The sequence below is a fragment of the Streptomyces sp. NPDC004647 genome (assembly GCF_040609575.1).
In the GTDB taxonomy this organism is placed as follows: domain Bacteria; phylum Actinomycetota; class Actinomycetes; order Streptomycetales; family Streptomycetaceae; genus Streptomyces.
Genome location: NZ_JBEXKU010000012.1, coordinates 41,021 through 65,203, shown reverse-complemented (window position 1 = coordinate 65,203; position 24,183 = coordinate 41,021). Strand labels below are relative to the sequence as shown.

18 protein-coding genes and 1 pseudogene are annotated in these 24,183 nt (G+C 72.1%); 14 read left to right on the top strand and 5 right to left on the bottom strand.

Annotation, left to right across the window (positions count from 1 at the left end; all coding sequences use genetic code 11):
* Positions 1 to 19: 19 nt before the first annotated feature.
* Positions 20 to 454, bottom strand: a complete 435-nt coding sequence (gene sepF / locus ABZW18_RS07790) for a cell division protein SepF (protein ID WP_356183588.1) — start codon at positions 452 to 454, stop codon at positions 20 to 22.
* Positions 455 to 730: 276 nt separating this feature from the next.
* Between sepF and ABZW18_RS07785 the strand changes: the two genes are divergently transcribed.
* From ABZW18_RS07785 to ABZW18_RS07765, 5 genes and pseudogenes are all read left to right on the top strand, one after another.
* Positions 731 to 1,912, top strand: coding sequence for a DUF5685 family protein (locus ABZW18_RS07785; RefSeq protein ID WP_356183585.1), 1,182 nt, complete (start codon positions 731 to 733; stop codon positions 1,910 to 1,912).
* Between the two features lie 283 nt (positions 1,913 to 2,195).
* Positions 2,196 to 2,531: pseudogene (locus ABZW18_RS07780) on the top strand (F420-dependent methylene-tetrahydromethanopterin reductase); the annotation flags it as partial.
* A gap of 538 nt (positions 2,532 to 3,069) precedes the next feature.
* Positions 3,070 to 3,972, top strand: a complete 903-nt coding sequence (locus ABZW18_RS07775) for a S1 family peptidase (RefSeq protein ID WP_356183582.1) — start codon at positions 3,070 to 3,072, stop codon at positions 3,970 to 3,972.
* Positions 3,973 to 4,215: 243 nt separating this feature from the next.
* Entirely contained in the window at positions 4,216 to 5,313 is a 1,098-nt protein-coding gene (locus ABZW18_RS07770) for an SPFH domain-containing protein (RefSeq protein ID WP_356183699.1), read from the top strand.
* 273 nt (positions 5,314 to 5,586) lie between these two features.
* Complete coding sequence (locus tag ABZW18_RS07765) at positions 5,587 to 6,660, top strand: S1 family peptidase (RefSeq protein WP_356183580.1); 1,074 nt, start codon at positions 5,587 to 5,589, stop codon at positions 6,658 to 6,660.
* Positions 6,661 to 6,797: 137 nt separating this feature from the next.
* On the opposite strand, the gene ABZW18_RS07760 is transcribed toward ABZW18_RS07765, so the two are convergent.
* Positions 6,798 to 7,244, bottom strand: a complete 447-nt coding sequence (locus ABZW18_RS07760) for a subtilase-type protease inhibitor (RefSeq protein ID WP_356183577.1) — start codon at positions 7,242 to 7,244, stop codon at positions 6,798 to 6,800.
* A gap of 596 nt (positions 7,245 to 7,840) precedes the next feature.
* On the opposite strand from ABZW18_RS07760, the gene ABZW18_RS07755 reads away from it, so the two are divergent.
* From ABZW18_RS07755 to ABZW18_RS07745, 3 genes are all read left to right on the top strand, one after another.
* Entirely contained in the window at positions 7,841 to 11,437 is a 3,597-nt protein-coding gene (locus ABZW18_RS07755; protein WP_356183574.1) for a DNA polymerase III subunit alpha, read from the top strand.
* A gap of 221 nt (positions 11,438 to 11,658) precedes the next feature.
* Positions 11,659 to 12,648, top strand: coding sequence for a hypothetical protein (locus tag ABZW18_RS07750; RefSeq protein WP_356183697.1), 990 nt, complete (start codon positions 11,659 to 11,661; stop codon positions 12,646 to 12,648).
* Between the two features lie 217 nt (positions 12,649 to 12,865).
* Positions 12,866 to 13,723, top strand: a complete 858-nt coding sequence (locus ABZW18_RS07745) for an alpha/beta fold hydrolase (protein WP_356183571.1) — start codon at positions 12,866 to 12,868, stop codon at positions 13,721 to 13,723.
* Between the two features lie 63 nt (positions 13,724 to 13,786).
* On the opposite strand, the gene ABZW18_RS07740 is transcribed toward ABZW18_RS07745, so the two are convergent.
* Complete coding sequence (locus tag ABZW18_RS07740; protein ID WP_356183568.1) at positions 13,787 to 14,797, bottom strand: lytic polysaccharide monooxygenase; 1,011 nt, start codon at positions 14,795 to 14,797, stop codon at positions 13,787 to 13,789.
* 437 nt (positions 14,798 to 15,234) lie between these two features.
* Here ABZW18_RS07740 and ABZW18_RS07735 point away from each other — a divergent pair, with 437 nt between their 5' ends.
* The 3 genes from ABZW18_RS07735 (at position 15,235) to ABZW18_RS07725 (ending at position 18,541) form a co-directional block, all read left to right on the top strand.
* Complete coding sequence (locus ABZW18_RS07735; protein WP_356183565.1) at positions 15,235 to 16,770, top strand: carboxyl transferase domain-containing protein; 1,536 nt, start codon at positions 15,235 to 15,237, stop codon at positions 16,768 to 16,770.
* Between the two features lie 31 nt (positions 16,771 to 16,801).
* Complete coding sequence (locus ABZW18_RS07730) at positions 16,802 to 17,272, top strand: GNAT family N-acetyltransferase (protein ID WP_356183694.1); 471 nt, start codon at positions 16,802 to 16,804, stop codon at positions 17,270 to 17,272.
* A 156-nt stretch (positions 17,273 to 17,428) separates the two neighbouring features.
* Positions 17,429 to 18,541 (top strand): methyltransferase domain-containing protein, encoded by a 1,113-nt coding sequence (locus tag ABZW18_RS07725; RefSeq protein WP_356183562.1) that lies wholly within the window; start codon positions 17,429 to 17,431, stop codon positions 18,539 to 18,541.
* 52 nt (positions 18,542 to 18,593) lie between these two features.
* Here ABZW18_RS07725 and ABZW18_RS07720 read toward each other — a convergent pair whose 3' ends face one another.
* The gene (locus ABZW18_RS07720) at positions 18,594 to 19,394 is read right to left on the bottom strand and encodes an alpha/beta fold hydrolase (protein ID WP_356183560.1); all 801 of its coding nucleotides are present in this window, start codon (positions 19,392 to 19,394) and stop codon (positions 18,594 to 18,596) included.
* Positions 19,395 to 19,532: 138 nt separating this feature from the next.
* On the opposite strand from ABZW18_RS07720, the gene ABZW18_RS07715 reads away from it, so the two are divergent.
* Both ABZW18_RS07715 and ABZW18_RS07710 read left to right on the top strand, forming a co-directional pair.
* Positions 19,533 to 20,876, top strand: coding sequence for a PLP-dependent aminotransferase family protein (locus tag ABZW18_RS07715; RefSeq protein WP_356183558.1), 1,344 nt, complete (start codon positions 19,533 to 19,535; stop codon positions 20,874 to 20,876).
* Positions 20,877 to 21,029: 153 nt separating this feature from the next.
* The gene (locus ABZW18_RS07710; protein ID WP_356183556.1) at positions 21,030 to 21,407 is read left to right on the top strand and encodes a GntR family transcriptional regulator; all 378 of its coding nucleotides are present in this window, start codon (positions 21,030 to 21,032) and stop codon (positions 21,405 to 21,407) included.
* Positions 21,408 to 21,413: 6 nt separating this feature from the next.
* Here the strand turns inward: ABZW18_RS07710 and ABZW18_RS07705 are convergent, their stop codons facing one another.
* A complete protein-coding gene (locus ABZW18_RS07705) occupies positions 21,414 to 22,580 on the bottom strand; it encodes a DUF5925 domain-containing protein (RefSeq protein ID WP_356183553.1) in 1,167 nt (388 codons plus the stop codon).
* A gap of 113 nt (positions 22,581 to 22,693) precedes the next feature.
* Here ABZW18_RS07705 and ABZW18_RS07700 point away from each other — a divergent pair, with 113 nt between their 5' ends.
* Positions 22,694 to 24,109, top strand: a complete 1,416-nt coding sequence (locus ABZW18_RS07700) for a xylan 1,4-beta-xylosidase (protein WP_356183550.1) — start codon at positions 22,694 to 22,696, stop codon at positions 24,107 to 24,109.
* Positions 24,110 to 24,183 lie beyond the last annotated feature (74 nt).

Below are 24,183 nucleotides of genomic sequence, written 5' to 3'. Positions count from 1 at the left end.
CCGGTGAGCGGCCCTGCCCTCAGCTCTGGTTGAAGAATCCGTCGGCCGGGCGTCCGGCCTCGCCGCTCACGATCCGGTAGTCGGCGGGGGTGAGCAGGAAGACCCGGGTGGCGACCCGCTCGATGGAACCGCGCAGCCCGAAGGTCAGCCCGGCCGCGAAGTCCACCACTCGCTTGGCGTCGGAGGGCTCCATGCCGGTGAGGTTGACGATCACCGGGACGCCGTCCCGGAAGAGCTCGCCGATCCCGCGGGCGTCCCGGAAGCTGTCCGGGGTGATCGTGGCGATCCGGGTGCCCTGCTCCTGCGCCGCCTCGTCGGCCACCCGCACGCGGGGGTCGGTCACCCAGGCGTCCCCGGGCTCGGGCCCCTCGGCGTACTCGTCGTCGTAGTAGCGGTCGTCATCGTTGTCATCGACGAGGCCCAGCCAGGCACTCGCCTTTCGCACCGATCCCATGGACGCCTCCTCTCTCACACGCGGTCCGTGCTGTCCGCTCCCCTATGGTCGTCCATGATGCTGATGATGCGCCAAGCGAATAGACCCCGCGCAGGGGTTTCGTGACGGTACTGGTGCACAACGGATGGCGGGGATTCAGAGTTCCTGCTGTGCAGGGCTGCTGACGGGGCGCCGGATGAAATCCACCCCCCCGGACGGGTGATACGGGGGGCGTACGGGTGATCAGCGTGCTCGCTACGATGACCGGCGCCGTGAATCGCGTGTACAGGGGGAGCGTTGTTCGGAATAGTGAGGCCGTGCCGGCACCGGTTGCCGGAGCGGCTGCGGACCCAGTGGATGGCTCATCTCTGCGGGCTCTGCCTCGCGTTGCGGGGTGATCACGGCCAGTTCGCCCGGGTCGCCACCAATTACGACGGGCTGATCGTTTCCGTCCTCGCCGAGGCCCAGTCGGAGCGCCCGGGCGGCTGGCGGCGCACCGCCGGGCCCTGCCCGCTGCGCGGTATGCGTACCGCCTCGGTCGCCCGGGGCGAGGGGGCGCGGCTGGCGGCCACCGTCTCCCTGGTGCTGGCCTCGGCGAAGGTACGCGACCACGTCGCCGACCGGGACGGACTGCTGGGCCGGCGACCGGTCGCAGCGGCTGCCCGGCGCGTGGCGGCCGGCTGGGACCGGGCCGGCGCACGTACCGGTGCGGACCTCGGCTTCGATACGGCGGTGCTGGTCGGAGCGGTCGACCGGCAGACCGGGATCGAAGCGGTGGCCGGCCCCGGGACCTCCCTGCCGGCGGTCACCGAACCCACCGAGACCGCGACCGCGGCGGCCTTCGGGCACACCGCCGTCCTCGCCGGGCGGCCCGGGAACATCGCGCCCCTGGAGGAGGCGGGCCGGCTGTTCGGGCGGCTGGCCCACCTGCTGGACGCGGTGGAGGACCTGGCGGATGACGCCGAGTCAGGGGCCTGGAACCCCATCGCCGCCACCGGCACCGGCCTCGCGGAGGTGCGGCGGCTGTGCGACGACGCCGTGCACGGCGTACGGCTCGCGCTGCGCGAGGTGGAGTTCGCGGAGGAGGGGGCCGGTGAGCTCGCCCATGTCCTCCTCGCCCACGAGCTGAAGCGGTCGGTGGACCGGGCCTTCGGAGCGACCTGCTCGCACATACCGGGCGGGCCGCCGCAGCAGTCGCCCGGGAGCGCTCACCCGTACGGTCCCGGGCCCGGCGGCCCGGGCCCGGGCGGCGCGCCCCCCGAGCCCCCGCACCGCGGACGGCGCGGGCTGATCGCCGGGTGCGCCGTGTGGACGGGGCTGTTCTGCACGTGCCAGGTGTGCTGCAAGGACCCGTACCAGGACGCGTGGACCGGTGAGGACCGGGAGGGCTGGTGCCACAAGTGCGATGACTGCTGCGATTGCTGCGACGGGTGCGGCGACTGCTGTGACTGCTGCGACTGCTGTTCCTGCGACTGCTGACCGCGGGCCGGCGGCTCACCCGATCTCGGGCGGGCTGATCCTCGACTTCTCGATGGCCGACGCCGTGGTGCCCCCCACCCTTCGGCCGGGTGGGGGGTACCCCCAGCGGTAGCTGGGGGAGTGCCCCGAGCCGCGTTGGCCAAAGCCCCAGTAGCTCCGCTACGAGGGCTTCCGGCCGCCTTGCGATCGCACGCACCGGACGACGCTCCTCGACCGGCAAACGTTGCCGGTCGCGGCACTGGAACTGACTACTGAGAACTGACTTCTCGTCACCGTCGATCGCCGGGTCCGGATCGCCGACCCACGCGCCGTCGCCGCCGGATGGGGCGCGCTGTCGGAGGCCAAGGGGCTGTCCATCCGGCAGACGGTCATCGAGACGACCGGGCGGCAGTCCTTCATCGGCACCCCGGAATCGGTCGCGGCCGAGCTGGACGAGTTCGTGCCGGCTGACGCGGCGGACGGCTGCATCCTGGTCCCCCATCTGACCCCGGGCGGGCTGGATGAGTTCGTCGACCGGGTGGTCCCGCTGCTCCAGGAGCGCGGCGCGTTCCGTACGGAGTACGAGGGTGCGACGCTGCGCGAGCACCTCGGGCTCCCCAGACCCGCCCGGAAAGGTTGATCACTATGAGCGATGAAGACGCACAGCGGCATCGGAAGGCGTGGCGAGTGCGGCGTGCGGAGACAGTCCCGGCGCCTCGCGGGCCGCTGTCACTGACGGGCACTCACTGGCTCGCCGACGCACCGGAGGGGCGGATCCCGGACAGTCCCGGCCGTCTGCCGTGGACGGCCGGCCGGCCGTCCGGGCTGAGCGCGACTATCGCCGACGGACCGGCCGCCCGCGGCCGGTCGTTCCCGCCCGCCGTGCACACCTTCCCCCTTGCTGTGGCAGCGGGGAAGCGGAATTTGTCGACGCGTTGACGCGTCGAAGCCCCGGCCGGGACCGCACCGCGAAGCCCCGGCGGCCATCGGCCGCCGGGGCACCAGCTATGCGCGGATCACGGCCGAAAGGCACCCTTGCGGCTCCAGTCCCGGCCGCCAATACTCCCCCCGAGCGCTTGTCAGGAGCACGACGTATCCGGAATCCGGTGTGTTCTCTGGCTGCGCCTCACGGGACTGCCCACCCAAGCGGACCCCCGATTCCCCTCTTGGAGGAACAAGTGAGGATCAAGCGCACTGCCCCCCACAGCGGCGTCGCGAGACGCGCCCGGCTGATCGCCGTGGCCTCCGGACTCGTCGCCGTCTCGGCTCTCGCGGTACCAGCCGCCAACGCCGAACCTCCCGCCCCCACCTACAGCGCCGCGCAGCTCTCCGACGCGGACAATGCGGTGCTCGCCGCCGATGTGGCAGGTACTGCCTGGCATGTCGACAAGGCGACCAACACCCTTGTCGTCACGGCAGACAGCACGGTCTCCCAGACCGAAATCGAGGAGATCAAGCAGGAAGCCGGCCCGAACGCCGGTGCCATCCGTATCGAGCGCACTCCTGGCAAGATCAGCAAACTTCTCTCCGGCGGCGACGCCATCTACGCCGACAGCTGGCGCTGCTCGCTCGGGTTCAACGTGCGCAGCGGCAGCACGTACTACTTCCTCACCGCCGGTCACTGCACCGAGGGAGCCGGCAACTGGTACACCAACTCCGCCCGCTCCACCGTCATCGGCCCGACCGCCGGTTCGAGCTTCCCGGGCAATGACTACGGTCTGGTCCGCTACACCAACACCTCCATCTCCCACCCGGGCACCGTCGGCAGCCAGGACATCACCAGCGCCGTCAACGCCACCGTCAACATGTCCGTCACCCGCCGCGGCAGCACCACCGGCATCCACAGCGGCAGGGTCACCGCCCTGAACGCCACGGTCAACTACGGCGGCGGTGACATCGTCTACGGCATGATCCGGACCAACGTCTGCGCCGAGCCCGGGGACAGCGGCGGCCCGCTCTACTCCGGCACCAGGGCCGTCGGCCTGACCTCTGGGGGCAGCGGCGACTGCTCCTCCGGAGGTACGACCTTCTTCCAGCCGGTGACCGAGGCACTGAGCGCGTACGGCGTGAGCGTCTACTGATCCGTACGTGTGATCCGTGCGTGTGATCCGTACGCACTGATCCACCTCCCAGCACCTCCGATCCACCGCTGAGATCCACAGCCTTCAGCAGGCGAGTCCCCGGCCCGTGCACAGGCCGGGGGCTCGTCCGCGTCCGCGGCCTCCTCTATGGATCGGCGCGGGATTATCGTGGAGAGCAGACCCCGCACGGGGCATCGCTCGTACGGGGTATCGCTCGCGATGACGGACGGGCAGGTGGCCGAAATGGTCGAGGAGCTCCTGACAGCGGGAGCCGTAGCGCTCTCCGGCGGCGCGGTGTACGCCATGGCCGCGGCCCGCGTGGTCAAGCAGTACGAGCGCGGGGTCGTCCTCCGGCTCGGGCGGCTGCTGCCGAAGGTGCGTGAACCTGGGTTCACGCTGATCGTTCCGATCGTGGACCGGCTCCGCAAGGTGAACATGCAGATCGTCACGATGCCGGTGCCGGGGCAGGAGGGCATCACCCGCGACAACGTCACCGTGCGGGTCGACGCCGTCGTCTACTTCAAGGTCGTGGACGCGGCGGACGCCGTCGTCCAGGTCGAGGACTACCGCTTCGCGGTCTCGCAGATGGCGCAGACCTCGCTGCGCTCGATCATCGGCAAGAGCGAGCTGGACGATCTGCTGTCCAACCGCGAGAAGCTCAATCAGGGCCTGGAGCTGATGATCGACAGCCCGGCCCTCGGCTGGGGAGTGACGGTCGACCGGGTCGAGATCAAGGACGTGTCGCTGCCCGAGACGATGAAGCGGTCGATGGCCCGCCAGGCCGAGGCCGACCGTGAGCGGCGTGCCCGGGTGATCAACGCCGACGCGGAGCTGCAGGCTTCGAAGAAGCTGGCGGAGGCCGCTCAGCAGATGTCCGCGCAGCCCGCCGCGCTCCAGCTGCGGCTGTTGCAGACGGTGGTGGCGGTGGCGGCCGAGAAGAACTCCACGCTGGTGCTGCCGTTCCCCGTGGAGCTGCTGCGCTTCCTGGAGCGGGCTCAGCAGGGTCCGGCTCCAGCGGTTCAGGGGTATCCCGAAGCCGGGCCGCAGGTCACGGCAGCGCCGCCGCAGCAAGTGCCTGCCGAGGGCCGGTCCGCCGAACCCGCGCCCGCGGCCCCTGCTCCCGCCGCGCCCGCGCCTGCCTCCTCTGACGCCTCCGGAGGCGCCGCTTCTTCCGAGGCGCCTCCCGTCGAGACACCCTCTCCCGGGACCGCGGCCTCTCCCGGGACCGCGGCCGCCGGCGCCCCCGAAGCAGAGACGCCCCCGGCCGACGGGGGCCGTCCGACCACCGACCGACCGTCCTCGGAATCCGGACAAGGGAAGGCCGTTTCCGGACAGATGTAGTCCTCACCCGCTGCTGACCGGCGGCTCGCCGTGAGTCGCCGTACCCGTACTGACGTGCCCGCGCCGGTGCGCCCCTGAGAGGGCGCACCGGCGTTTTCGTACGTGCGATCCGAACTCGGACTTGTGCGCCATCGACAGCCTCGGCATACTCGGCGGCGCCCAATTGACATGAACGCGACCCCAAATCGGACATCTCGACTTTCGTACATACGTACGTCCTCCGGCCCGATTGCTCCCCACAGCAGGGCCCAACCCCCCACTGGAGGTCTTGAGTTGAAGCACCGAAGGATCAATAAGCGCCGCACGGCCATCGCGGGTGCGGGAGCGGCGGCCGTCGTCGCCGCAGCGTTCACGCTGTCGAACGCGAACGCGTCCACCACCCCGACCCCGGACCCGCTGTCGGCGTTGGCGGCCACGAAGCTGGCCTCGACGGTCGCCTCCGACCTCGGCGCCGACACGGCCGGTTCGTACTACGACGCCAAGGCCAAGAAGCTCGTGGTCAACGTCGTGGACAAGGCGGCGGCGGAGAAGGTCCGCGCGAAGGGGGCCGAGGCGAGACTCGTGCAGCACACCCTGGGTGAGCTGAACTCCGCCCGTAAGGCGCTGGCGGACAAGGCGACGATTCCCGGCACCTCGTGGTCCGTCGACCCGGTCTCGAACAAGGTTGTCGTCACGGCGGACCGCACCGTCAAGGGCGCCAAGCTGGCGAAGCTCAACACGGTCGCCGACGGGCTGGGCAAGAGGGTCGAGGTGAAGCGGACCGCCGGCGAGTACAAGACCTTCATCGCGGGCGGCGACGCCATCCACAGCGGTGGCGGACGCTGCTCGCTCGGCTTCAACGTGACCGTGGGCGGCGAGCCGGCCTTCATCACCGCCGGCCACTGCGGTAAGCAGGGCAGCGAGTGGTCCGAGTCCGCGGGCGGCCCGGCGATCGGGACGATGGAGGACTCCCAGTTCCCGGGCAACGACTTCGCACTCGTGAAGTACTCCGGCAGTGCCGAGCACCCCAGTGCGGTGGACCTGTACAACGGCAGCACCCAGGCCATCGCCAAGGCGGGTGAGGCGACCGTGGGGCAGCAGGTGCAGCGCAGCGGCAGCACCACCCAGGTGCACGACGGCGAGGTCACCGGCCTCAACGAGACCGTCAACTACTCCGAGGGCACGGTCGAGGGCCTGATCAAGACCACGGTCTGTGCCGAGCCGGGCGACAGTGGCGGCTCGCTCTTCGCCGGCGACACGGCGCTCGGTCTGACCTCGGGCGGCAGTGGTGACTGCTCCGCCGGCGGTACGACCTTCTTCCAGCCGGTACCGGAGGCGCTCCAGGCGTTCGGCGCCGAGATCGGCTGATACGGCAGTAGCTGCGGGCCGTCGGCCCCCGGACACCTGTGTGGTGTCCGGGGGCCGGCGCCGTTGCGGCGGGTCCCCCACGGCCCCGTGCGCCACGACCCCTTCCCGCAGGTCGGAAGACCCGTATCAGACTCGCATCAGAAGGCGAAGACGCCCTTCTGGGTGGCCTGGGCCGCTTCCATCACGCACGGGTTGGCGAAGGTGTGCGACCAGGAGACCCTGCGGCCCTCCCAGACGCCGTCCGCGGTGACCACGACCGGGTTCCAGATCTTGGTGCACACCCGGCCGGGTGCGTCGGAGTCGGTCAGCGTCGTGAACTCCCCGTTGAGGGCGCGGAGTTCCGTACAGGCCTGTGCGGCTGTCGGGTGGTCGCCGCCGGGGGTGGGGGCGCAGCGCAGCGTCACGGCTCGCTGTACGGAGGCCGTCGCCGCGTCCTCGCCGTTGCCGACGGAGAGCACCAGGGCCGAAGGGGAGTACAGCCGGCCCGAGTCCCCGGACTCGGCCTGGGCCACGCCGCTCGTGCCCGCCAGGCAACCGACGGCCAGAGCCACTGCCGCTCCCAACGTCCCCATGGTGTACCGCATTTCAAACTCCTTTGTTTGTTCGCAGGTGCAGATGCCGAACGGGAGTCTTGCTCATGCGAACGGTGAACGCATCTTGATCGGTCACTTTCAGTCGCCGACCGCCAACATATCGTGCCCGAATGTACATTCGGGCAGCTCGGAGGGGGTGTGGAGGACCTGTGAAGAACGTCCACCATGTGGACGAAATTCCCTAGTTCAAGCAAAAACAACACTCTGACCTGCAGAAATGCCCCTACGTAAAGGTCCCCGGGTCAACCCACCTCGGCTGGAAAGTGCTGTTTTTCATCGGCGTGTCGCACGATCTTCCGTCGATCCGCGCCTGTAGGGGGAGATTCTTCGGTCGGGTCGGCGGGGGCGTCGCTCCGGCAGGCGCAAATCCTCTGACCCTGCGGGGGCGGCCGGGGGGAGATCCGTAATCCGGCGGCGCGGACGGCGGGTGTCCGACGCGGGCGGCGAATGGTCGAACGGGGCGGGCGTGGTGTCCAGGGTCGGCCGCTCGCATCGTGTCGCACGAATGTTCGAAGCTTGGTCTATGGTGGGGGAAGGGAGGACGGAAAGGTTTCAGCCAGGGGGTGGGCGAATGGCAGGAGGTGTGGATGCCCGGGTTCACGCATCTGCACACCGTCTCCGGGTTCTCCATGCGGTACGGGGCCACGCACCCGGAGCGGCTTGCCGGACGCGCCGCGGAGCGCGGCATGGACGCCATCGCACTGGCGGACCGGGACACCCTCGCCGGGGCGGTCCGCTTCGCCAAGGCGTGTGCGACGGCCGGAGTGCGGCCGCTGTTCGGGACCGGCCTTGCCGTGGGGGAGCGGGCACGGGACGGCAAGGGGAGCGCACAGCGCGGACGCACTTCCTCCTCGTCCTCTGCGGAGAGGAGGAGTCCGGTGCGCGGCGGGGCGTTCATCGACGAGTCCACGCCCCGTGCGGTCTTCCTCGCCCGGGACGGTGCCACCGGCTGGGCCGCCCTGTGCCGGCTGGTTTCGGCCGCTCACGCGGACGGCGCCGAGCGGCCCGTCCTGGGCCGGCCGGACCTCGAGAAGTCCGCGGACAGCGGGCTGACCGTGCTGCTCGGCCCCGACTCCGAGATCGGCCGCGCCCTCGCCGCGGGCCGCCCCGACCGCGCCGCGCGGCTGCTCGTGCCCTGGCGGGAGATACACGGCGACGCGCTCCGGCTGGAGGCGGTGCACCTGGGGCGCGCCGGCACCGGTCCGGGCTCGCTGCGGCTCGCCGCCCGTACCGTCGGCTTCGCCGCTGACCAGGGCGTACGGGCCGTGCTGACGAACGCCGTGCGCTATGCCGACCCCGGGCAGGGGCCGGTCGCCGACGTGCTGGACGCCGCTCGCCGTCTCGTACCGGTCGACCCGCGCAAACCGGAGACTCTCGACAGCGGTGAACGCTGGCTCAAAGACGCGGGGGACATGGCGCGCGTCGCCGAGCGGATCGCGGAAGCGGCGGGTTTCCGGCGGGACGCGGCGTACCGTCTGCTGGAGGAGACGCAGCGGACCGCCGCCGAGTGTCTGGTCGACCCCGAGGACGACCTCGGGCTCGGCAGCGTGCACTTCCCCGAACCCCACCTGGTCGGCGCGGAGCGGCGCACCGCCGACCGGGCTCTGCGCTCGCGCTGCGCCGCCGCCATGGTGCTGCGCGGCCACGACCGGGACCGTGAGCGCTGGGAACGGCTCCACAAGGAGCTGGACATCATCGCGTACCACGGCTTCGCCTCGTACTTCCTCACCGTCGCCCAGGTCGTCGACGACACCCGTGCGCTCGGCATCCGGGTCACCGCCCGCGGCTCCGGCGCCGGTTCGCTCGTCAACCACCTCCTCGGCATCGCGCACGCCGACCCGGTGGAGCACCACCTGCTGATGGAGCGCTTCCTGTCGAAGGACCGGCGCGTGCTGCCCGACATCGACATCGACGTCGAGTCCGCCCGCCGGCTGGAGGTCTACCGCGCGATCTTCGATCGCTTCGGATCGGAGCGGGTCGCCACCGTCGCCATGCCCGAGACCTACCGGGTACGGCACGCCATCCGGGACGTGGGCGCGGCCCTCGGCATGGACCCGGCCGAGGTCGACCGGCTCGCCAAGGCGTTCCCTCACATCCGGGCACGCGATGCGCGGGCGGCGCTCGCCGAACTGCCCGAACTGCGAGCGGTCGCCGCCGGGCAGGACCGTTACGGCAGGCTGTGGGAGCTGGTGGAGGCGCTCGACGCGCTGCCCCGCGGGATCGCCATGCACCCCTGCGGGGTGCTGCTGTCCGACGCCTCGCTGCACGCCCGTACACCCGTCGTCGCGAGCGGCGACGGCTTCCCGATGTCGCAGTTCGACAAGGACGACGTCGAGGACCTGGGGCTGCTCAAACTGGATGTCCTCGGGGTGCGGATGCAGTCCGCGATGGCGCACGCGGTCGCGGAGATCGAGCGGGCCGCGCCGGAACCGGGCCACCGGCTGGATCTGGACGACCCGGCGCAGGTGCCGCCGGGCGACCCCGCGACGTACGACCTGATCCGGTCCACCGAGACGCTCGGCTGCTTCCAGATCGAGTCGCCGGGCCAGCGCGACCTGATCGGACGGCTGCAGCCCAGCACCTTCCACGATCTGGTCGTGGACATCTCGCTCTTCCGGCCGGGGCCGGTCGCGGCCGACATGGTGCGCCCCTTCATCGAGGCGCGGCACGGGCGGAAGGCGCCGGACTACCCGCACCCCGACCTGGAGGGGGTGCTGAGCGAGACCTATGGCGTGGTGGTCTTCCACGAGCAGATCATCGAGATCCTGAGCATCATGACCGGCTGCGGCCCGGGCCGCGCCGACGAGGCGCGGCGCGCACTGTCGGACTCCGAGCGGCAGGGGCGGGTACGGGCCTGGTTCGCGCGGGAGGCGCGGGGCCGCGGTTACGCGCCGGAGGTGGTGGCGCGCACCTGGGAGATCGTCGAGGCGTTCGGTTCGTACGGCTTCTGCAAGGCCCACGCCGTCGCCTTCGCCGTGCCGACGTATCAATCGGCCTGGCTGAAAGCGCACTACCCGGCGGCCTTCTACGCGGGGCTGCTCACCCACGACCCGGGGATGTACCCGAAGCGGCTGCTGCTCGCGGACGCGCGGCGGCGCGGGGTGCCGATCCTGCCGCTGGATGTGAACCGGTCGGCGGCCGCTTATCGAATCGAACTGGAGTCTGGTGGTAAGTGGGGCATACGCCTCGCTCTCTCCGAAGTCCACGGCATCAGCGAGGCCGAGACGGAGCGGATCACGGCCGGACAGCCGTACGCCTCGCTCCAGGACCTGTGGCGGCGGGCCCGGCCGGGGCTGCCGGTCGCCGAACGGCTCGCCCAGGTCGGCGCGTTGGACGCGTTCGGCGGCAACCGCCGCGACCTGCTGCTGCATATCGCCGAACTGCACCGCAGGCAGCGAGCCGGCCGACGGGAAGGAGGGGCCCACGCGGGACAGCTGCCGCTGGATGCGGGTACGCGTACCGCGGCTGTCACGGAGCCCGTCGGGCTGCCCGACCTCGACGCGTCCGAACGCCTCGGCGCGGAGCTGAATGTGCTCGGTATGGACACCTCCCGGCACCTCATGGGTGACCATGCCGACTTCCTGGAGGAGCTGGGCGCGATTCCGGCGCGGCGGCTGCGCGCTGCGCGGCACGGCGAGACGGTGCTCGTCGCCGGCGCCAAGGCCGCCACGCAGACCCCGCCGATCCGCTCCGGCCGGAGGGTCATCTTCACGACCCTCGACGACGGTACGGGCCTGGTCGATCTGGCCTTCTTCGACGACAGCCACGGGAGATGCGCGCACACCGTCTTCCACTCCTGGCTGCTGCTCGTCCGCGGTACGGTCCAGCGGCGCGGGCCGCGCAGCCTCAGCGTGGTCGGTGCGGCGGCGTGGAACCTCGCCGAGCTCGCGGAACTGCGCCGGGTGGGCGGCCTGGACGCGGTCGCGGCCCGCCTGGCGGCCGTGGGTCCCGACGGTGAGCCCGGCGCGGTGCCGGAGCCCGCGGGACCCGGCGGCGACGGTCCTGACGGCGCCGGCGGCCCTGACGGCACCCGCGATTCCGCCGGCGACCCCACGAGCGGCCGTCGCATCCATATGCCGACCGGCTACGCCATGCACCCCTGGGCGGACCTCCGCCCCGCGGGCGACACCGCCGCCACGGGCCGCAAGTTGTGGCACTCCAGCCCGGGGAGCGCGGGCCGATGACACCGCCGCCCCGTCCCCCCGAACGAACCGCCGCGACCGTCCCGGCCCGCGGCCCCCGGCCACGCGCGCGTGCAGGGGCCGGGACTGCCGCCGCGGACAGGGCGGGGGCGGACGCGCGGCACGCGCGCGTGCGCGAGGATCTCCCCGGGACGGGCCGGGAACGCGAGGCGCCGGCGGCGAACTCCGGGCCCGCCAGCCCGGAGGACCGGGGGCCGACACGCGTGCTGTATGTACGGTTCCGGGCCGCCGGGACGGAGGCCGCCCCGGGGGAGCGGACGTATACGGGACTCCTCGGGCTGCTCGCCGAGTTCAGCCCCGTCATCGAGGCGCTGCCGCCCGACGCCGCGCTCGTCGATGTCGGTGGCGCGCTGCGCTATTTCGGACGGGACGCGGCCGGGATCGCCGCGCTCGTGCGGGTCCGGGCGCTCGCCCGTTACGACGTCGACTGCACCATCGGTGTCGCCGCCAACCCGCTGCTCGCCCGGATGGCGGCCCACGACCCCGCGCCCGGCGAAGCGATCCGTACCGTCCCCGACGACCCGGACGAGGTCGGCGCGTTCCTCGCCCGTAAGCCGGCCGCCGCTCTGTACGGCGTCGGCCAGGCCACGGCCCGCACCCTGAGCGCGTACGGTCTGGACAGCGTCGGCCGGATCGCGGCCGCACCGCCCGCCGCCCTCCAGCGGATCCTCGGGGCGAGCGCCGGGCGGCGCGTCCTCGAGCGGGCGCGCGGCATCGACCCGGCCTTCGTCACCCCGAACGCCCCCGCCCGCTCTCTCGGTGCGGAACACCGCTTCGACCACGATGAGTTGGACCCCGACCACCGCCGCCGCGCGCTGCTCACACTCGCCCATGAGCTCGGTACCCGGCTGCGTACGGACGGGCAGGTCGCCCGCTCCCTGACCCTCACCGTCCGCTACGCCGACCGCTCCACGACCACCCGCAGCCGCGTCCTCCCCGAGCCCACGGCGCACACTCCGGCACTGACCGCCGCCGCGTACGCGCTGCATGCCTCCCTCGCCCTGCAGCGGGCCCGCGTACGGGGGGTCTCCCTCCGGGCCGAGGGCCTGATGCCCGCCGAACTCGCCTCCCACCAGCTGACCTTCGATCCCGCCGACGAGAAGTCCCGCCGTATCGAGGCCGCCGCGGACCGGGCCCGCGCCCGCTTCGGCGCGGGGGCGGTCCGGCCGGCCGGAACCCTGCGCGCGGCGTGAGGGCCGTCGGGTCTCGGCCAGGCTCACCGTAGCCGCGGCCGGGACGCGCTCATTATCACTGTGAGCGTCATGTAAAAGCCGTATGGCGGTTTCTTTACCGCCGCGTGACTGGCAAGTTTTGCTACTCGTCCGTAATTTGACAGGTGAACAGCTCTCTTGTGATCCGGATCACAGGGTGACGGCTACCCCACTCCGTTCTGCCCCGCGAGGAGATCGCATGAAGCTGCCCTGGAAGCGAGCGCTGAAGCTCCTTCCCGTCCTCCTGCTCATGGCCGCGCTCACCACAGCACCCGCCGTGGCCGACGACTCCACCGCACGTACGACCAGCGGCTGGAACAACTTCTCCTGCAAACCGTCCGCCGACCATCCCCGCCCCGTCGTGCTCGTGCACGGCACCTTCGGCAACTCGGTCGACAACTGGCTCGGTCTCGCTCCCTATCTGGTCAAGCGCGACTATTGCGTCTTCTCCCTGGACTACGGCCAGCTGCCCGGGGTGCCCCTCTTCCACGGTCTCGGACCCATCGAGGACTCGGCCCGGCAGCTCTCCGCCTACGTCGACCGCGTCCTGTCGGCGACCGGGGCTGCCGAGGCGGACCTGGTCGGCCACAGCCAGGGCGGCATGATGCCGCGTCACTACCTCAAGTTCCTGGGTGGCGCGGACAAGGTGCACGCGCTGATCGGCCTGGCGCCCGACAACCACGGCACCACCCTGAACGGGCTCACCCGGCTGCTCGACCTCTTCCCCGGCGCGGAGGACGCCATCGACGGCATGGCCCCCGGGCTGGCCGACCAGATCGCCGGGTCGGACTTCCTGCGCGAGCTCAACGAGGGCGGTGACACCGTCCCCGGCGTGAGCTACACCGTGATCGCGACCAAGTACGACGAGGTCGTCACCCCGTACGCCTCGCAGTACCTCTCCGGGCCCGGCGTGCGCAACGTCCTACTGCAGGACTTGTGTTCGGTCGATTTCTCCGAGCATCTGGCCATCGGCCTGTTCGACCGGCTCGCCTTCCACGAGACCGCCAACGCCCTCGACCCCGACCACGCCACCCCGACGACCTGCTTCAACGCCTGATCACTCGATTGAGTCGCGCCCCCGACGAGGCCTTACCCATCCTCGTCGGGGGCGCTTGGCGGTTCAGCCGCGGCTGCGGGCGGCCTTGCGGCGGCCCGTTGCGAACAGCACGGCCGCCCCGAGCGCGAGCACGCCGGCGCCGCCGAGGGCGATCGGGGTGGTGCTGCTGTCGCCGCCGGTCTGGGCGAGCTTGTCGTCGTCCGCCGGTGCCGCCGAGCCGTTCGGCGCGGGCGCGTTGCCCGCCGCTTCGGTGTCCGCGGCCGCGTCCTTCGCCGACTGCTCTGCGGGGCTCCCGGTGGCTCCGCGCGATGCGGTGTTGTGCTGGTCGCCGTCGCCGCCGTGGCCGTTGTGGTCCACCGTCGACTTGTCGATGGCCTTGTCGATCTGCTTCTCGCTCGGAGCGCTCGCCTTCGGAGCCGGGGCGGAACCGCGGCCGCTGTCCTGCCCGAACACGACGTCGGAGCAGGTGTAGAAGGCCTCCGGGCTGTCCGAGCGCTGCCAGATGCTGTAGATCAGGTGGCGGCCGGACTTGCCGGGCACCGTGCCGTCGAAGACGTACTCGCCGTTCACCAGCTTCGGGTTGGTCACCTTCGCGAACGGCGCCGGCTCCAGGTCCGACCACTTCAACGGCTTGGCGGGGTCGTAGCTGTCCTTGGTGACGTAGAGCTCGAACGAACCCTTGTGCGGGGCGGTGGCCTTGTAGCGGAAGGTGTGCTTGCCCGCGGCGAGCTTGGAGGACGGCCAGTCGGCGCGCGGCAGATCGAGGCCCTTGTACTTGTCGCGGCCCGCACTGCACAGCTTGCCGTCCGGGATGATCTGCTTGTGCTTCCCGGCGGCGTCGGGGATGTTGACCTCGTTCCAGTCGTAGAGCGCCTGGGTGCCGCCGGCCCCCACGGCCGCCTTGCACGCCGCCGACTTGGGGCTCTCCGGTCCCTCGCTGAAGCAGGCGGACACCCGGCTGACGGGGTCGGTCATGGAACCGTGCGCTGCCGCGGGCGCGGCGGCCAGTGCGGTGAGCGCAAGTGGCGTGACGGCTATGACGGCGATCCCGGCGGCCTGACGACGTGCGGTCATGGTGGGGGCTCCTTCGGTGGGGCTGCTCATCGGTGGTGCTGCATCGTTGGGGCTGCTCTTGTCCGGGTGCTGCTCCTGCCGAGGCCTCGGGGGCGTGTGTGTGGGGGGCGCCCGGGACGGCGGCACCGCCCCCCGAAAGAACGGCGCCGACGGGGTCGGGCCCTGCCTCGGCGATCAGCACGCTAGACCCGCAGAACGGCGAATTCCGCTGCTGGAGCGGGCTGAAGGGGATCCTTATGGTGCGTTTAAGCCGAGGCTAAGAAGGGCCTGAGGAAGCGGGGTCGTCGAAGCTCCCCGGCCTCCGCGGTCCACGCCTGAACAAGGGTTGATTTCCGGTGCCGGCCGGGCGCCACCCGACAGGTGACCGTGCGACCGGGGTGTCACTCGGCGGTCATGCGAGAACCTGGCCGGGGGACGGCCGTGGCAAGGTGTGTGCCATGACCGGACCCAGCCCTCGTACTCCCGCCCTCGACCTGATCGAAGCCGTCGTCGACCCCGGCAGCCGGCGGAGCTGGGACGAGCCCGTGGCCGTCACCACCGAGGACGAGAGCTACCGCGCCGACCTCGAACGGGCGCGCGAGCTCACTGGTCTCGACGAGTCCGTCGTCACCGGCGAGGGCCGGATCCGCGGGCGCCGGGTCGCCTTCGTCGCCTGCGAGTTCCGCTTCCTGGCCGGGTCGATCGGGGTCGCGGCGGGCGAACGGCTCGTCCGGGCCGTGGAACGGGCCACGGAGGAGCGGCTACCGCTGCTCGCCGTACCTGCGTCCGGCGGCACCCGTATGCAGGAGGGGACTGTCGCCTTCGTCCAGATGGTGAAGGTCACCGCGGCCATCGCGAGCCTCAAGGCGGCCGGGCTGCCGTATCTGGTCTATCTGCGGCACCCCACGACGGGAGGGGTGCTCGCCTCCTGGGGTTCCCTGGGGCATGTCACCGGGGCCGAACCGGGAGCGCTCATCGGCTTTTTGGGCCCGCGCGTCCACGAGGCCCTCTACGGCGAGGAGTTCCCCTCTGGCGTCCAGACAGCGGAAAACCTCCTGGCCCACGGCCTGGTGGACGCGGTGTTCCCCGCCCGTCAGCTTCCGGGCGTGGCGGCGCGCGCGCTCGCCGTCCTCTGCGGGGACGCGGATCCCGAAGGTCCGGACAGCCGGTCCCACGAACCGGCCGGGCGCGACACCGCCGCCGCACCGGACACACCGGCAGCGGAGTCCCTCCAGCGCTCGCGGCGCCCCGAGCGCCCCGGCGTACGCGCCCTGTTGAAGGTCGCGGGCCGTGAGGTCACCCCGCTCAGCGGGACCGCGGCCGGGGAGCACGACCCCGGGCTGCTGCTCGCGCTCGCCCGGATCGGCGGCACGCCCTGTGTTGTCCTCGGCCACGACCGCCGCGCCGAGTCGGCCCCGCCACTGGGCCCGGGGGGCCTGCGCGAGGCCCGGCGCGGTATGCGGATAGCTGCCGAGCTGAATCTTCCGCTGCTCACGGTCGTCGACACGGCGGGCGCCGCGCTCTCCCGCGAGGCCGAAGAGGGCGGCCTCGCCGCCGAGATCGCCCGCTGCCTCGCGGACCTCGTCACGCTGTCGGCGCCGACTCTGTGCCTGCTGCTCGGCCAGGGGGCGGGCGGTGGCGCGCTTGCGCTGCTACCTGCCGACCGGGTGCTCGCGGCCCGGCACGCCTGGCTCTCCCCGCTGCCGCCCGAGGGCGCCTCCGCGATCATGTACCGGACCACGGACCGGGCCGAGGAGGCAGCCGCCCGCCAAGGCGTACGCTCCGCCGACCTCCTCGCGCACGGCATCGTGGACCGCGTCATCGAGGAAGCCCCGGAAGACGGCGGGGACGGCGACGCCGCCGACGGCCCGAGCGCGTTCCTCACCCGCCTCGGTACCGTGCTCGGCAGCGAACTGGCCGCCCTGCGCGCCGAGAAGCCCACTGCGCGACTGGCCGCCCGGCGCCTCCGGCACCGCGGACTCGGTGCCCGCTGACCCGAGTGCGGAGGAGGACACCGGCCCGATCATGAACGACATCCGCTCCGCGGCCCCGGCCGACGGCCCCGCCGTACGGGCTGCCACCGACGCCGCGTACCACCACTGCATCGACCGGATCGGCATCCGCCCCGCCCCGATGGACGCCGACCACACAGCCGACATCGCGGCAGGGCGGGTGTTCGTGACCGGCGACCCGGAGCCGCGGGGGTCGGCCGGATCCGCCGCGCGCGTGGGCGCGCTGGTGCTCGTGCCCGAGGCGGACCACCTCTTCCTGGAGAGCGTCGCGGTCCACCCGCGGGCCGCACGGCCAGGGTGTGGGCCGGGCCCTGCTCGCCTTCGCCGAAGGTACGCGCGCGAGCGCGGTCTGCCGGAGATCCGGCTCTACACCAACGCGTTGATGTGGGAGAACCAGGAGCTCTACCCGTGCTACGGCTACGAAGTGACGGAGCGCCGGCAGGACGGCCCGTACGACCGTATCCACTACCGCAAGAGGGTCTGAGCGCCTGGGCGGCATTGCGACCGGGGTCCCGTGAGGCGTCTGGGTCCGTGAGGCGTCTGGGTCCGGGGAGCGGCTGGGTCCGGGGAGCAATTGGGCCCGGCCCGGCAAGCAACCGGGTCCGGGCGGACTGTCAGTGGCCGATGCGACGATCGCGGTATGAGCGATGAGACGTTGACCGCCGCATACTGGGACGCCGCCGCGGCGCACTTCGACGACGAGCCGGACCACGGCCTGCGCGACCCCGCCGTACGGGCCGCCTGGGCGGCGCGGCTCGCGGATTGGCTGCCGGGCGAGCCGTCCGACGTCCTCGACCTGGGGTGCGGCACCGGCAGTCTGGCCCTGCTGGCGGCCGGACGGGGCCACCGGGTCACCGCGGTCGACCGCTCACCGCGCATGGCCGGAGAGGCCCGGGCCAAACTCGCCGGGACGGGCGCGCGCGTCCTCGTCGGGGATGCGGCCCGACCGCCCGTGGGGGAGCGCCGGTTCGATGTCGTCCTCGCCCGGCACGTCATGTGGATGCTCGCCGACCCGGCCGCCGTGCTGCGCCACTGGGCGGGACTGCTGCGCCCAGGAGGACGGCTCGTCCTGGTCGAAGGCGTCTGGGGTGAGACCGATCCGGCCGGTATCCCGGCCGCCACCCTCTCCGCAGCGGCCGCGCCGCTGGCGGGCCGCATCCACACCGAGCGGCTCTCCGCCGACGCCGCCCTGTGGGGACGTAAGGTCACCGACGAGCGGTACGCGATGGTGGTCCACCCGGCCGCGCCCCGGCGCCACACCGAGGTGGTCGACGTCCATCTGATCCTGCGCCGAGGGGACCAGGTGCTTCTCGGCCGCCGGGCCAACACCGGTTACGCCGACGGACTGTTGCACGCGCCGTCCGGCCATGCGGAGGACGGCGAGGACGTACGGGAGGCGATGATCCGCGAGGCGTGGGAGGAGACCGGAATCGACCTCGCCCCGGAGGATCTGCGGGTCGCCCTGGTCATGCAGCACCGCGCGCCGGAGGGGCGGCCCCGGATCGGCTGGTTCTTCGAGGCCGCGTACGGAGCCGGGGGCGAGCCGGTCAACCGTGAGCCCGACAAGTGCTCGCAGCTGGACTGGTTCTCGCTGGACAGCCTGCCGGACGACATGGTCGCGTACTGCCGGGCCGGGCTGGAGGCATACCGTGCGGGCCACCGCTTTGTCCTGCACTGGCACAGCCCGGGGGACCCGATTGCCCACGACCCGAAGGGCCCGGACCGGGCCGTCCCGCTCCCGGCCACCCCATGACGCGCCGACAGGACGAGGCCGCATGAACGCTGACGCGACGAGAGAAAGCTGATCAGCCACCGGTGCCGGGGAGAAAACGGTGCAGCGCGCGATGGAACTCGTCCGGGCGCTCCAGATTCGGCATGTGGGCGGCGCCCTCGATGACGGCGAGGGCCGAGTCCGGGATGCGCTGGTACATGAACTCGGCGTCGGCCACCGGGGTGAACTCGTCATCCCGGCCGACCACCACCAGCGTGGGGACGGAGATTTTTTCGAGGAGGTCGCAGTAGTCGGGCCGTTCGGCGCGGCCCCGCAGCGCGGCCGCCGCGCCTTCGGGTGAGCTGCCGCGCATCATGCGGTGCACATGCTCGGCGACAGCGGGCATCGCCCCGACGTTGTACGGCGCGATCATCTTGGCCAGCACTTCGTCCGCGTATCCCCGCATGCCCTCACGGAGCAGCCGGTCGGCCAGTTCGTTGCGCACCTTCCGACCCTCCTCCGTCTCGGCACGGGCGAAGGTGTCGGCGAGCAGCAGCCCCCGCACCCGCTCCGGGAACAGCCGGTAGAACTCCAGCACGATCTGACCGCCCATGGAGAGCCCGCCCAGGACGATGCGGTCGACCGCCAAGTGGTCCAGCAGAGCGGCGATGTCGCGGGCGAAGACATCGAGCGGCGTCTTGCCCGGGATCACGGTGCTCTCGCCGTAGCCGCGCAGATCCGGTGCGATCACCCGCTGTCCCGCCCCCGCGAACTCGGCGATCTGCGGCGCCCACATCGAGCGGTCGAAAGGGTGGCCGTGGACGAGCACCAACGGCTCACCGCTGCCCTCGTCGTCGTACCCGACGGTGATCCCCTCGATGGCAGTCGTTGCCACGGATTCCATCCTCTCGGTCAACTGTCCTGCGAATCCCGTGCAGTTGACCGTGATCGTAAGCAGCTCCAGCAGTTGAGTGCAATGCAATCATTGCCCTCGGTGCAATGCAGGGTTTTGATCTCGGACAAGGGGACGCGGATGGATGACTACCGGCTGATCGCCGACGCCGTGGCGGCCGATATCGCCGCAGGTCGGCTGCGACCGGGAGACCGCCTCGCGACCCAGCGCGCGTTCGCCCGGCAGCACGGCGTCGCCAATTCCACGGCCGGGCGCGTCTACCGCGAGCTGGTACGGCGCGGGCTCGTCGTCGGCGAAGTGGGCCGCGGCACGTTCGTACGGGCCGCGCAACCGTCACCGGGCCACGCCCTCGCCGAACCGGCCGCCGCCGGCACTCGGATCGACCTGGAGCTGAACTATCCCGTGGTGGCCGAGCAGTCCGGCCTGCTCGCCGACAGCCTTGGACGCCTGCTCCGCCCCGATGTCCTGGCCGCGAGCCTGCGGCCCGTCGGCGCCGCCGGCACCGCTGTCGCCCGCGACGCGGCCGCCGCGCTCCTGGCCCGTCCCGGATGGCAACCGGCCCCGGAGAGCGTGCTGTTCGCGGGCAACGGCCGCCAGGCGATCGCCGCCGCTGTCGCAGCGCTCGTCCCCGCAGGCGGCCGGCTCGGCGTCGAGTCGTTCACCTACCCGCTGGTGAAGTCCATGGCCGCCCGGCTCGGTGTCACCCTCGTCCCGCTCGCCACCGACGAGGCCGGGCTGCGCCCCGACGCCCTTGCCGCCGCCCACCGCAGCACCCCGCTTGGGGCCGTCTACGTGCAGCCGACGCTGCACAACCCGCTCGGTGCGACCATGCCGCAGTGGCGTCGTACCGAACTCGCCGACGTCCTGCGCGCCTGCGACCTCCACGCGGTCGAGGACACCATCTGGGCGTTCCTGCACGACGGTCCGCCCCCGCTGGCGGCCCTCGCGACGGAGCGCACCATCCTGGTCGACAGCCTGTCCAAGCGGCTCGCTCCGGGCCTGACCGTCGGCCTCGCCGTAGCGCCCGCCTCCCACGCGGGCCCGGTCGCCGCCGCGCTGCGCTCCGGAGCGTGGACGGCCACCGGCTTCGCCCTCGAAGCCGCGACCTGCTGGATGGCCGACGGCACCGTGGCGGCCATCGGGTCGGCCAAGCGCCGTGACGCGGCGGACCGGCAGCGGATCGTCCGCCGGCATCTCGAGGGCTTCGCGCTGCGCAGCGACCCGTATTCCTACTACTGCTGGTGGGAGCTGCCGGAGCCGTGGCGGGCCGAGACCTTCGTCGCGGCCGCTGCCCGCCGGGGCATCGCCGTCACCCCCGCCGCCGCGTTCGTGGTCGGCTCGCGCAGCGCTCCCCACGCCGTACGGCTCGGTCTCGCATCCCCGCCGCCCGGGACGCTGGCCAACGCCCTGGACACCCTGGCCGCGCTGGCTCGCAGCACTCCGGAGGATGCCGCGGTCGACTGAGCGGCGGGGCCGGGCACGCCCGGTCCGCCGGGGGTGCACGCGTGTCGCCGACCCGGTGACCCGCGCGCAGGTTTCGCGTGCCACGCCGCGCCGGAGCCGGGCCTGTCCTACACAATGGGTGCCACAAAGCGCAGCGATCCGCGAGGAGCCCCCGTGAGACTGAAGGTCGTCGTCGACAGCGAGGCCGCCGAGGCGCCGTACGAGCAGGTACGCGCCCAGATCGCCGGCCAGGCCCGCTCGGGAGCCCTGCCGGTCGGCTACAAGCTGCCGACCGTACGCGGCTTCGCCGAGCAGCTGGGTCTGGCGGCGAACACCGTCGCCAAGGCGTACCGCGCGCTGGAGACCGACGGAGTGATCGAGACGCGGGGCCGCAACGGCACCTTCATCGCCGCGGCCGGCGAAGCGGCGGAGCGCGAGGCCGCCGCGGCGGCCTCGGCCTATGCCGAGCGGGTGCACCGCCTGGGCCTGGACCTCGCCGCTGCCCGCGCGGCCGCCGAGGACGCGCTGCGGGCCGTCTACGAAGGTTCCTGATCCGCGCTACAAGTACAACCCCGCGTCCGCGTCCGACGGCTGGGACGGGACCGACGCCGGGCCCGTACCGCGCCGCAGGGCGTACAGCTCCGCGAGCGACGCGCCGTCCCGCCCGATCCCCTCCTCCCTGCCGAGCCAGTTCACCGATTCCGCGCGGGTCAGCGAGCCCACCTCGATACGGGCCAGGCAGCGGCCCGGGCGGACCACCGCCGGGTGCAGGCGCTCCAGGTCCTCGTTCGTGGTGACCCCCACCAGCACATTGCGCCCCTGGCCGAGCAGCCCGTCCGTGAGGTTCAGCAGCCGGGAAAGCGCCTGGCCCGCCGTGTGCTTGGCCTCGCCGCGGATCAGCTCGTCGCAGTCCTCGAGCAGCAGCAGCCGCCAACGCCCCTTCGCCGAGCCGTCGTCCTCGCCGATCGCGATGTCCATCAGATAGCCGACGTCGTTGAACAGCCGCTCCGGGTCGAGCACGCAGTCGACCTGGCACCAGTCGCGCCATGCCCGTGCCAGCGTCCGCAGCGCGGAGGTCTTGCCGGTACCGGGCGGGCCGTGCAGAAGAAGCAGCCGGCCCGCGATGTCGTCCGGTGTGACCTTCATCAGCCGGTCCATCGCTTCAGCGACCGGCGCCGTATAGTTCGCCCGGGTCTCCTCCCACGTCCCGGCGGAGATCTGCCGGGTGGTGCGGTGCGGGCCGCGCCGGGGCGAGACGTACCAGAAGCCCATCGGCACATTCTCGGGCTGCGGCTCCGGCTCGTCCTCCGCGCCGTCGACGCTCTGCCCGAGGACCTTCTCGGCCAACTCGTCCGAGAGGGCGGTCACGGTCACATCCGCACCGCGGTTCCACCGGGAGACCAGCAGCGTCCAGCCCTCGCCCTCCGCCAGCAGCGCGCTGCGGTCGTCGTCCCGCGCCGAGCGCAGCACCTTCGCCGCCGGGGGCAGCAGAGACGCCCCCGTCTTCAGCCGGTCGATGGACGAGCTACGGGAGTAGGGCTGCTCACCGGTGGCGAACCGGCCCAGGAACAGCGCGTCCACGACATCGGAGGGCGAATCGCTGTCATCCATGTGCAGACGGATCGGCAGCGCGTCCTGGGCCTCGGCCGGCCGGTCGCCGGGCGGCGGCGTGGTCTCGCTGGGCAGGGTGGGCCTCCTGAGGTCGGGCGGTCGTTCGGCGGGCATGCGGCTCATGATCCGGCACCGGCAGCCCTTGCGCACGCAGGTTTTTCATCGGTTACCCGTCACTTCCGCAAGAACCGGTCGAACCGGGCATGACCGTCGCTACCCTGGCCACGATGACACGTCACGGTGGGGCACGAGGGACGTTACCGGGGGCAGGGCGGTTCGGGGTCACCGCGCTGCTCGGAGTGGGCATTGCCGCGCTGGCCCTGCTGTTCACCATGTGCGGCGCCCCGCCCGGCGGCAGCGAGCCGTACCGCGGAAGCAAGGGCGCGACCGGTGCGTACGGCACGCCGTCCGTACCCTCCGGGAAGGCGAGAGCGGAACTCGGCTGGGGGTTCACCCACACCGAGTTCAGCGCCGACGACGGCGAGCCGGCGGCCGGCAGCCGGGCGGAGAAGCTGCTCTCGGCGCAGCCCATGCCGCAGAACCAGCACATCATGGGCTGGGGGGCGGACAATCCCGAACCCTCCCCGGGCCGCTACGACTTCGCCGAGCTGGACCGCCGTATCGCCTTCGTCCGCCGCTCCGGCGGCACCCCGGTCATCACCCTGTGCTGCGCCCCGGACTGGATGAAGGGCGGCAAGGCGGGCCGTACGGACTGGTCGAAGGAGCGGCTGGAGACGGCCCCCGCCCCCGAGCACTACGAGGACTTCGCCGCGCTCGCGGCCACCGTCGCCCGGCGCTACCCGGACGTACGGCACTTCATCGTCTGGAACGAGTTCAAGGGCTTCTTCGACGAGAGCAGGAAGCGCTGGAACTACGAGGGCTACACCCGGCTCTACAACCTCGTCCACGCGGCCCTGAAGAAGGTGAGCAAGGACATCCTGGTCGGCGGGCCGTACGTCGTCATGGACAGTCACCCGCCCGGCGAGGACACCTATGCCTCCGGCCTCTCCGGCCCCTGGGGCACAGCCGACCGCCGCTCTCTCGAGGCCGTCACGTACTGGAACGAGCACAAGGCCGGCGCGGACTTCGTCGTCGTCGACGGCTCCAGCTACACGCGCGACGACCGGCTGATCCCGGACGAGTTCGCGGCCACCGACAAACTGGCCGCCGTGGGCCGCTGGGTGCGCCGGACGACGGGCCTGCCGCTGTGGTGGGCCGAGTGGTACGTCGAGCCGGGGGATGAGCGCGATGAACGCGACGGCTGGAGCGAGCGGCACCGAAGCGCCGTACAGGCCGCGGGAGTGATCGCGATGGCCCGCGGCGGGGCCACCACCGGCTTCTACTGGAATCCGCAGAAGAAGGGCGAGCGCTGCGCGGGCTGCCTCTGGCGCAGCACCGAACTCGCCGACGGCGGGTCCGGGCTGCCGATGCTGAAGCTGCTGAGCCGCTTCGCCCGCGAGTTCCCGCCCGGCACCCGCTTCCGGGACGTCTCCGTCGCCGCGGACGACAAGCGGAACCTCAAGGTCCTCGCCGACGACAAGGCCGTGCTGGTCGTCAACACACTCGACCGGAAGATCGCGGCGAAGGTCGACGGCCACTCCTTCGACCTCGGGCCGTACGGACTGCGCTGGCTCACCCGCTGATCGGTCATCCGCCCGTTGAAGGCGTCGGCGCGATGAACGGCCTGGTCACTGGTTCCGTACTCGATAGGCGTGAC

Excerpts from the sequence above, each read along its gene's own strand:
- sepF (WP_356183588.1), bottom strand. The coding sequence starts at position 454 with ATGGGATCGGTGCGAAAGGCGAGTGCCTGGCTGGGCCTCGTCGATGAC.
- ABZW18_RS07730 (WP_356183694.1), top strand. The coding sequence starts at position 16,802 with ATGAACGACATCCGCTCCGCGGCCCCGGCCGACGGCCCCGCCGTACGG.
- ABZW18_RS07740 (WP_356183568.1), bottom strand. The coding sequence starts at position 14,797 with ATGACCGCACGTCGTCAGGCCGCCGGGATCGCCGTCATAGCCGTCACG.
- ABZW18_RS07760 (WP_356183577.1), bottom strand. The coding sequence starts at position 7,244 with ATGCGGTACACCATGGGGACGTTGGGAGCGGCAGTGGCTCTGGCCGTC.
- ABZW18_RS07725 (WP_356183562.1), top strand. The coding sequence starts at position 17,429 with ATGAGCGATGAGACGTTGACCGCCGCATACTGGGACGCCGCCGCGGCG.
- ABZW18_RS07735 (WP_356183565.1), top strand. The coding sequence starts at position 15,235 with ATGACCGGACCCAGCCCTCGTACTCCCGCCCTCGACCTGATCGAAGCC.
- ABZW18_RS07715 (WP_356183558.1), top strand. The coding sequence starts at position 19,533 with ATGGATGACTACCGGCTGATCGCCGACGCCGTGGCGGCCGATATCGCC.
- ABZW18_RS07770 (WP_356183699.1), top strand. The coding sequence starts at position 4,216 with ATGGTCGAGGAGCTCCTGACAGCGGGAGCCGTAGCGCTCTCCGGCGGC.
- ABZW18_RS07700 (WP_356183550.1), top strand. The coding sequence starts at position 22,694 with ATGACACGTCACGGTGGGGCACGAGGGACGTTACCGGGGGCAGGGCGG.
- ABZW18_RS07745 (WP_356183571.1), top strand. The coding sequence starts at position 12,866 with ATGAAGCTGCCCTGGAAGCGAGCGCTGAAGCTCCTTCCCGTCCTCCTG.
- ABZW18_RS07705 (WP_356183553.1), bottom strand. The coding sequence starts at position 22,580 with ATGCCCGCCGAACGACCGCCCGACCTCAGGAGGCCCACCCTGCCCAGC.
- ABZW18_RS07755 (WP_356183574.1), top strand. The coding sequence starts at position 7,841 with ATGCCCGGGTTCACGCATCTGCACACCGTCTCCGGGTTCTCCATGCGG.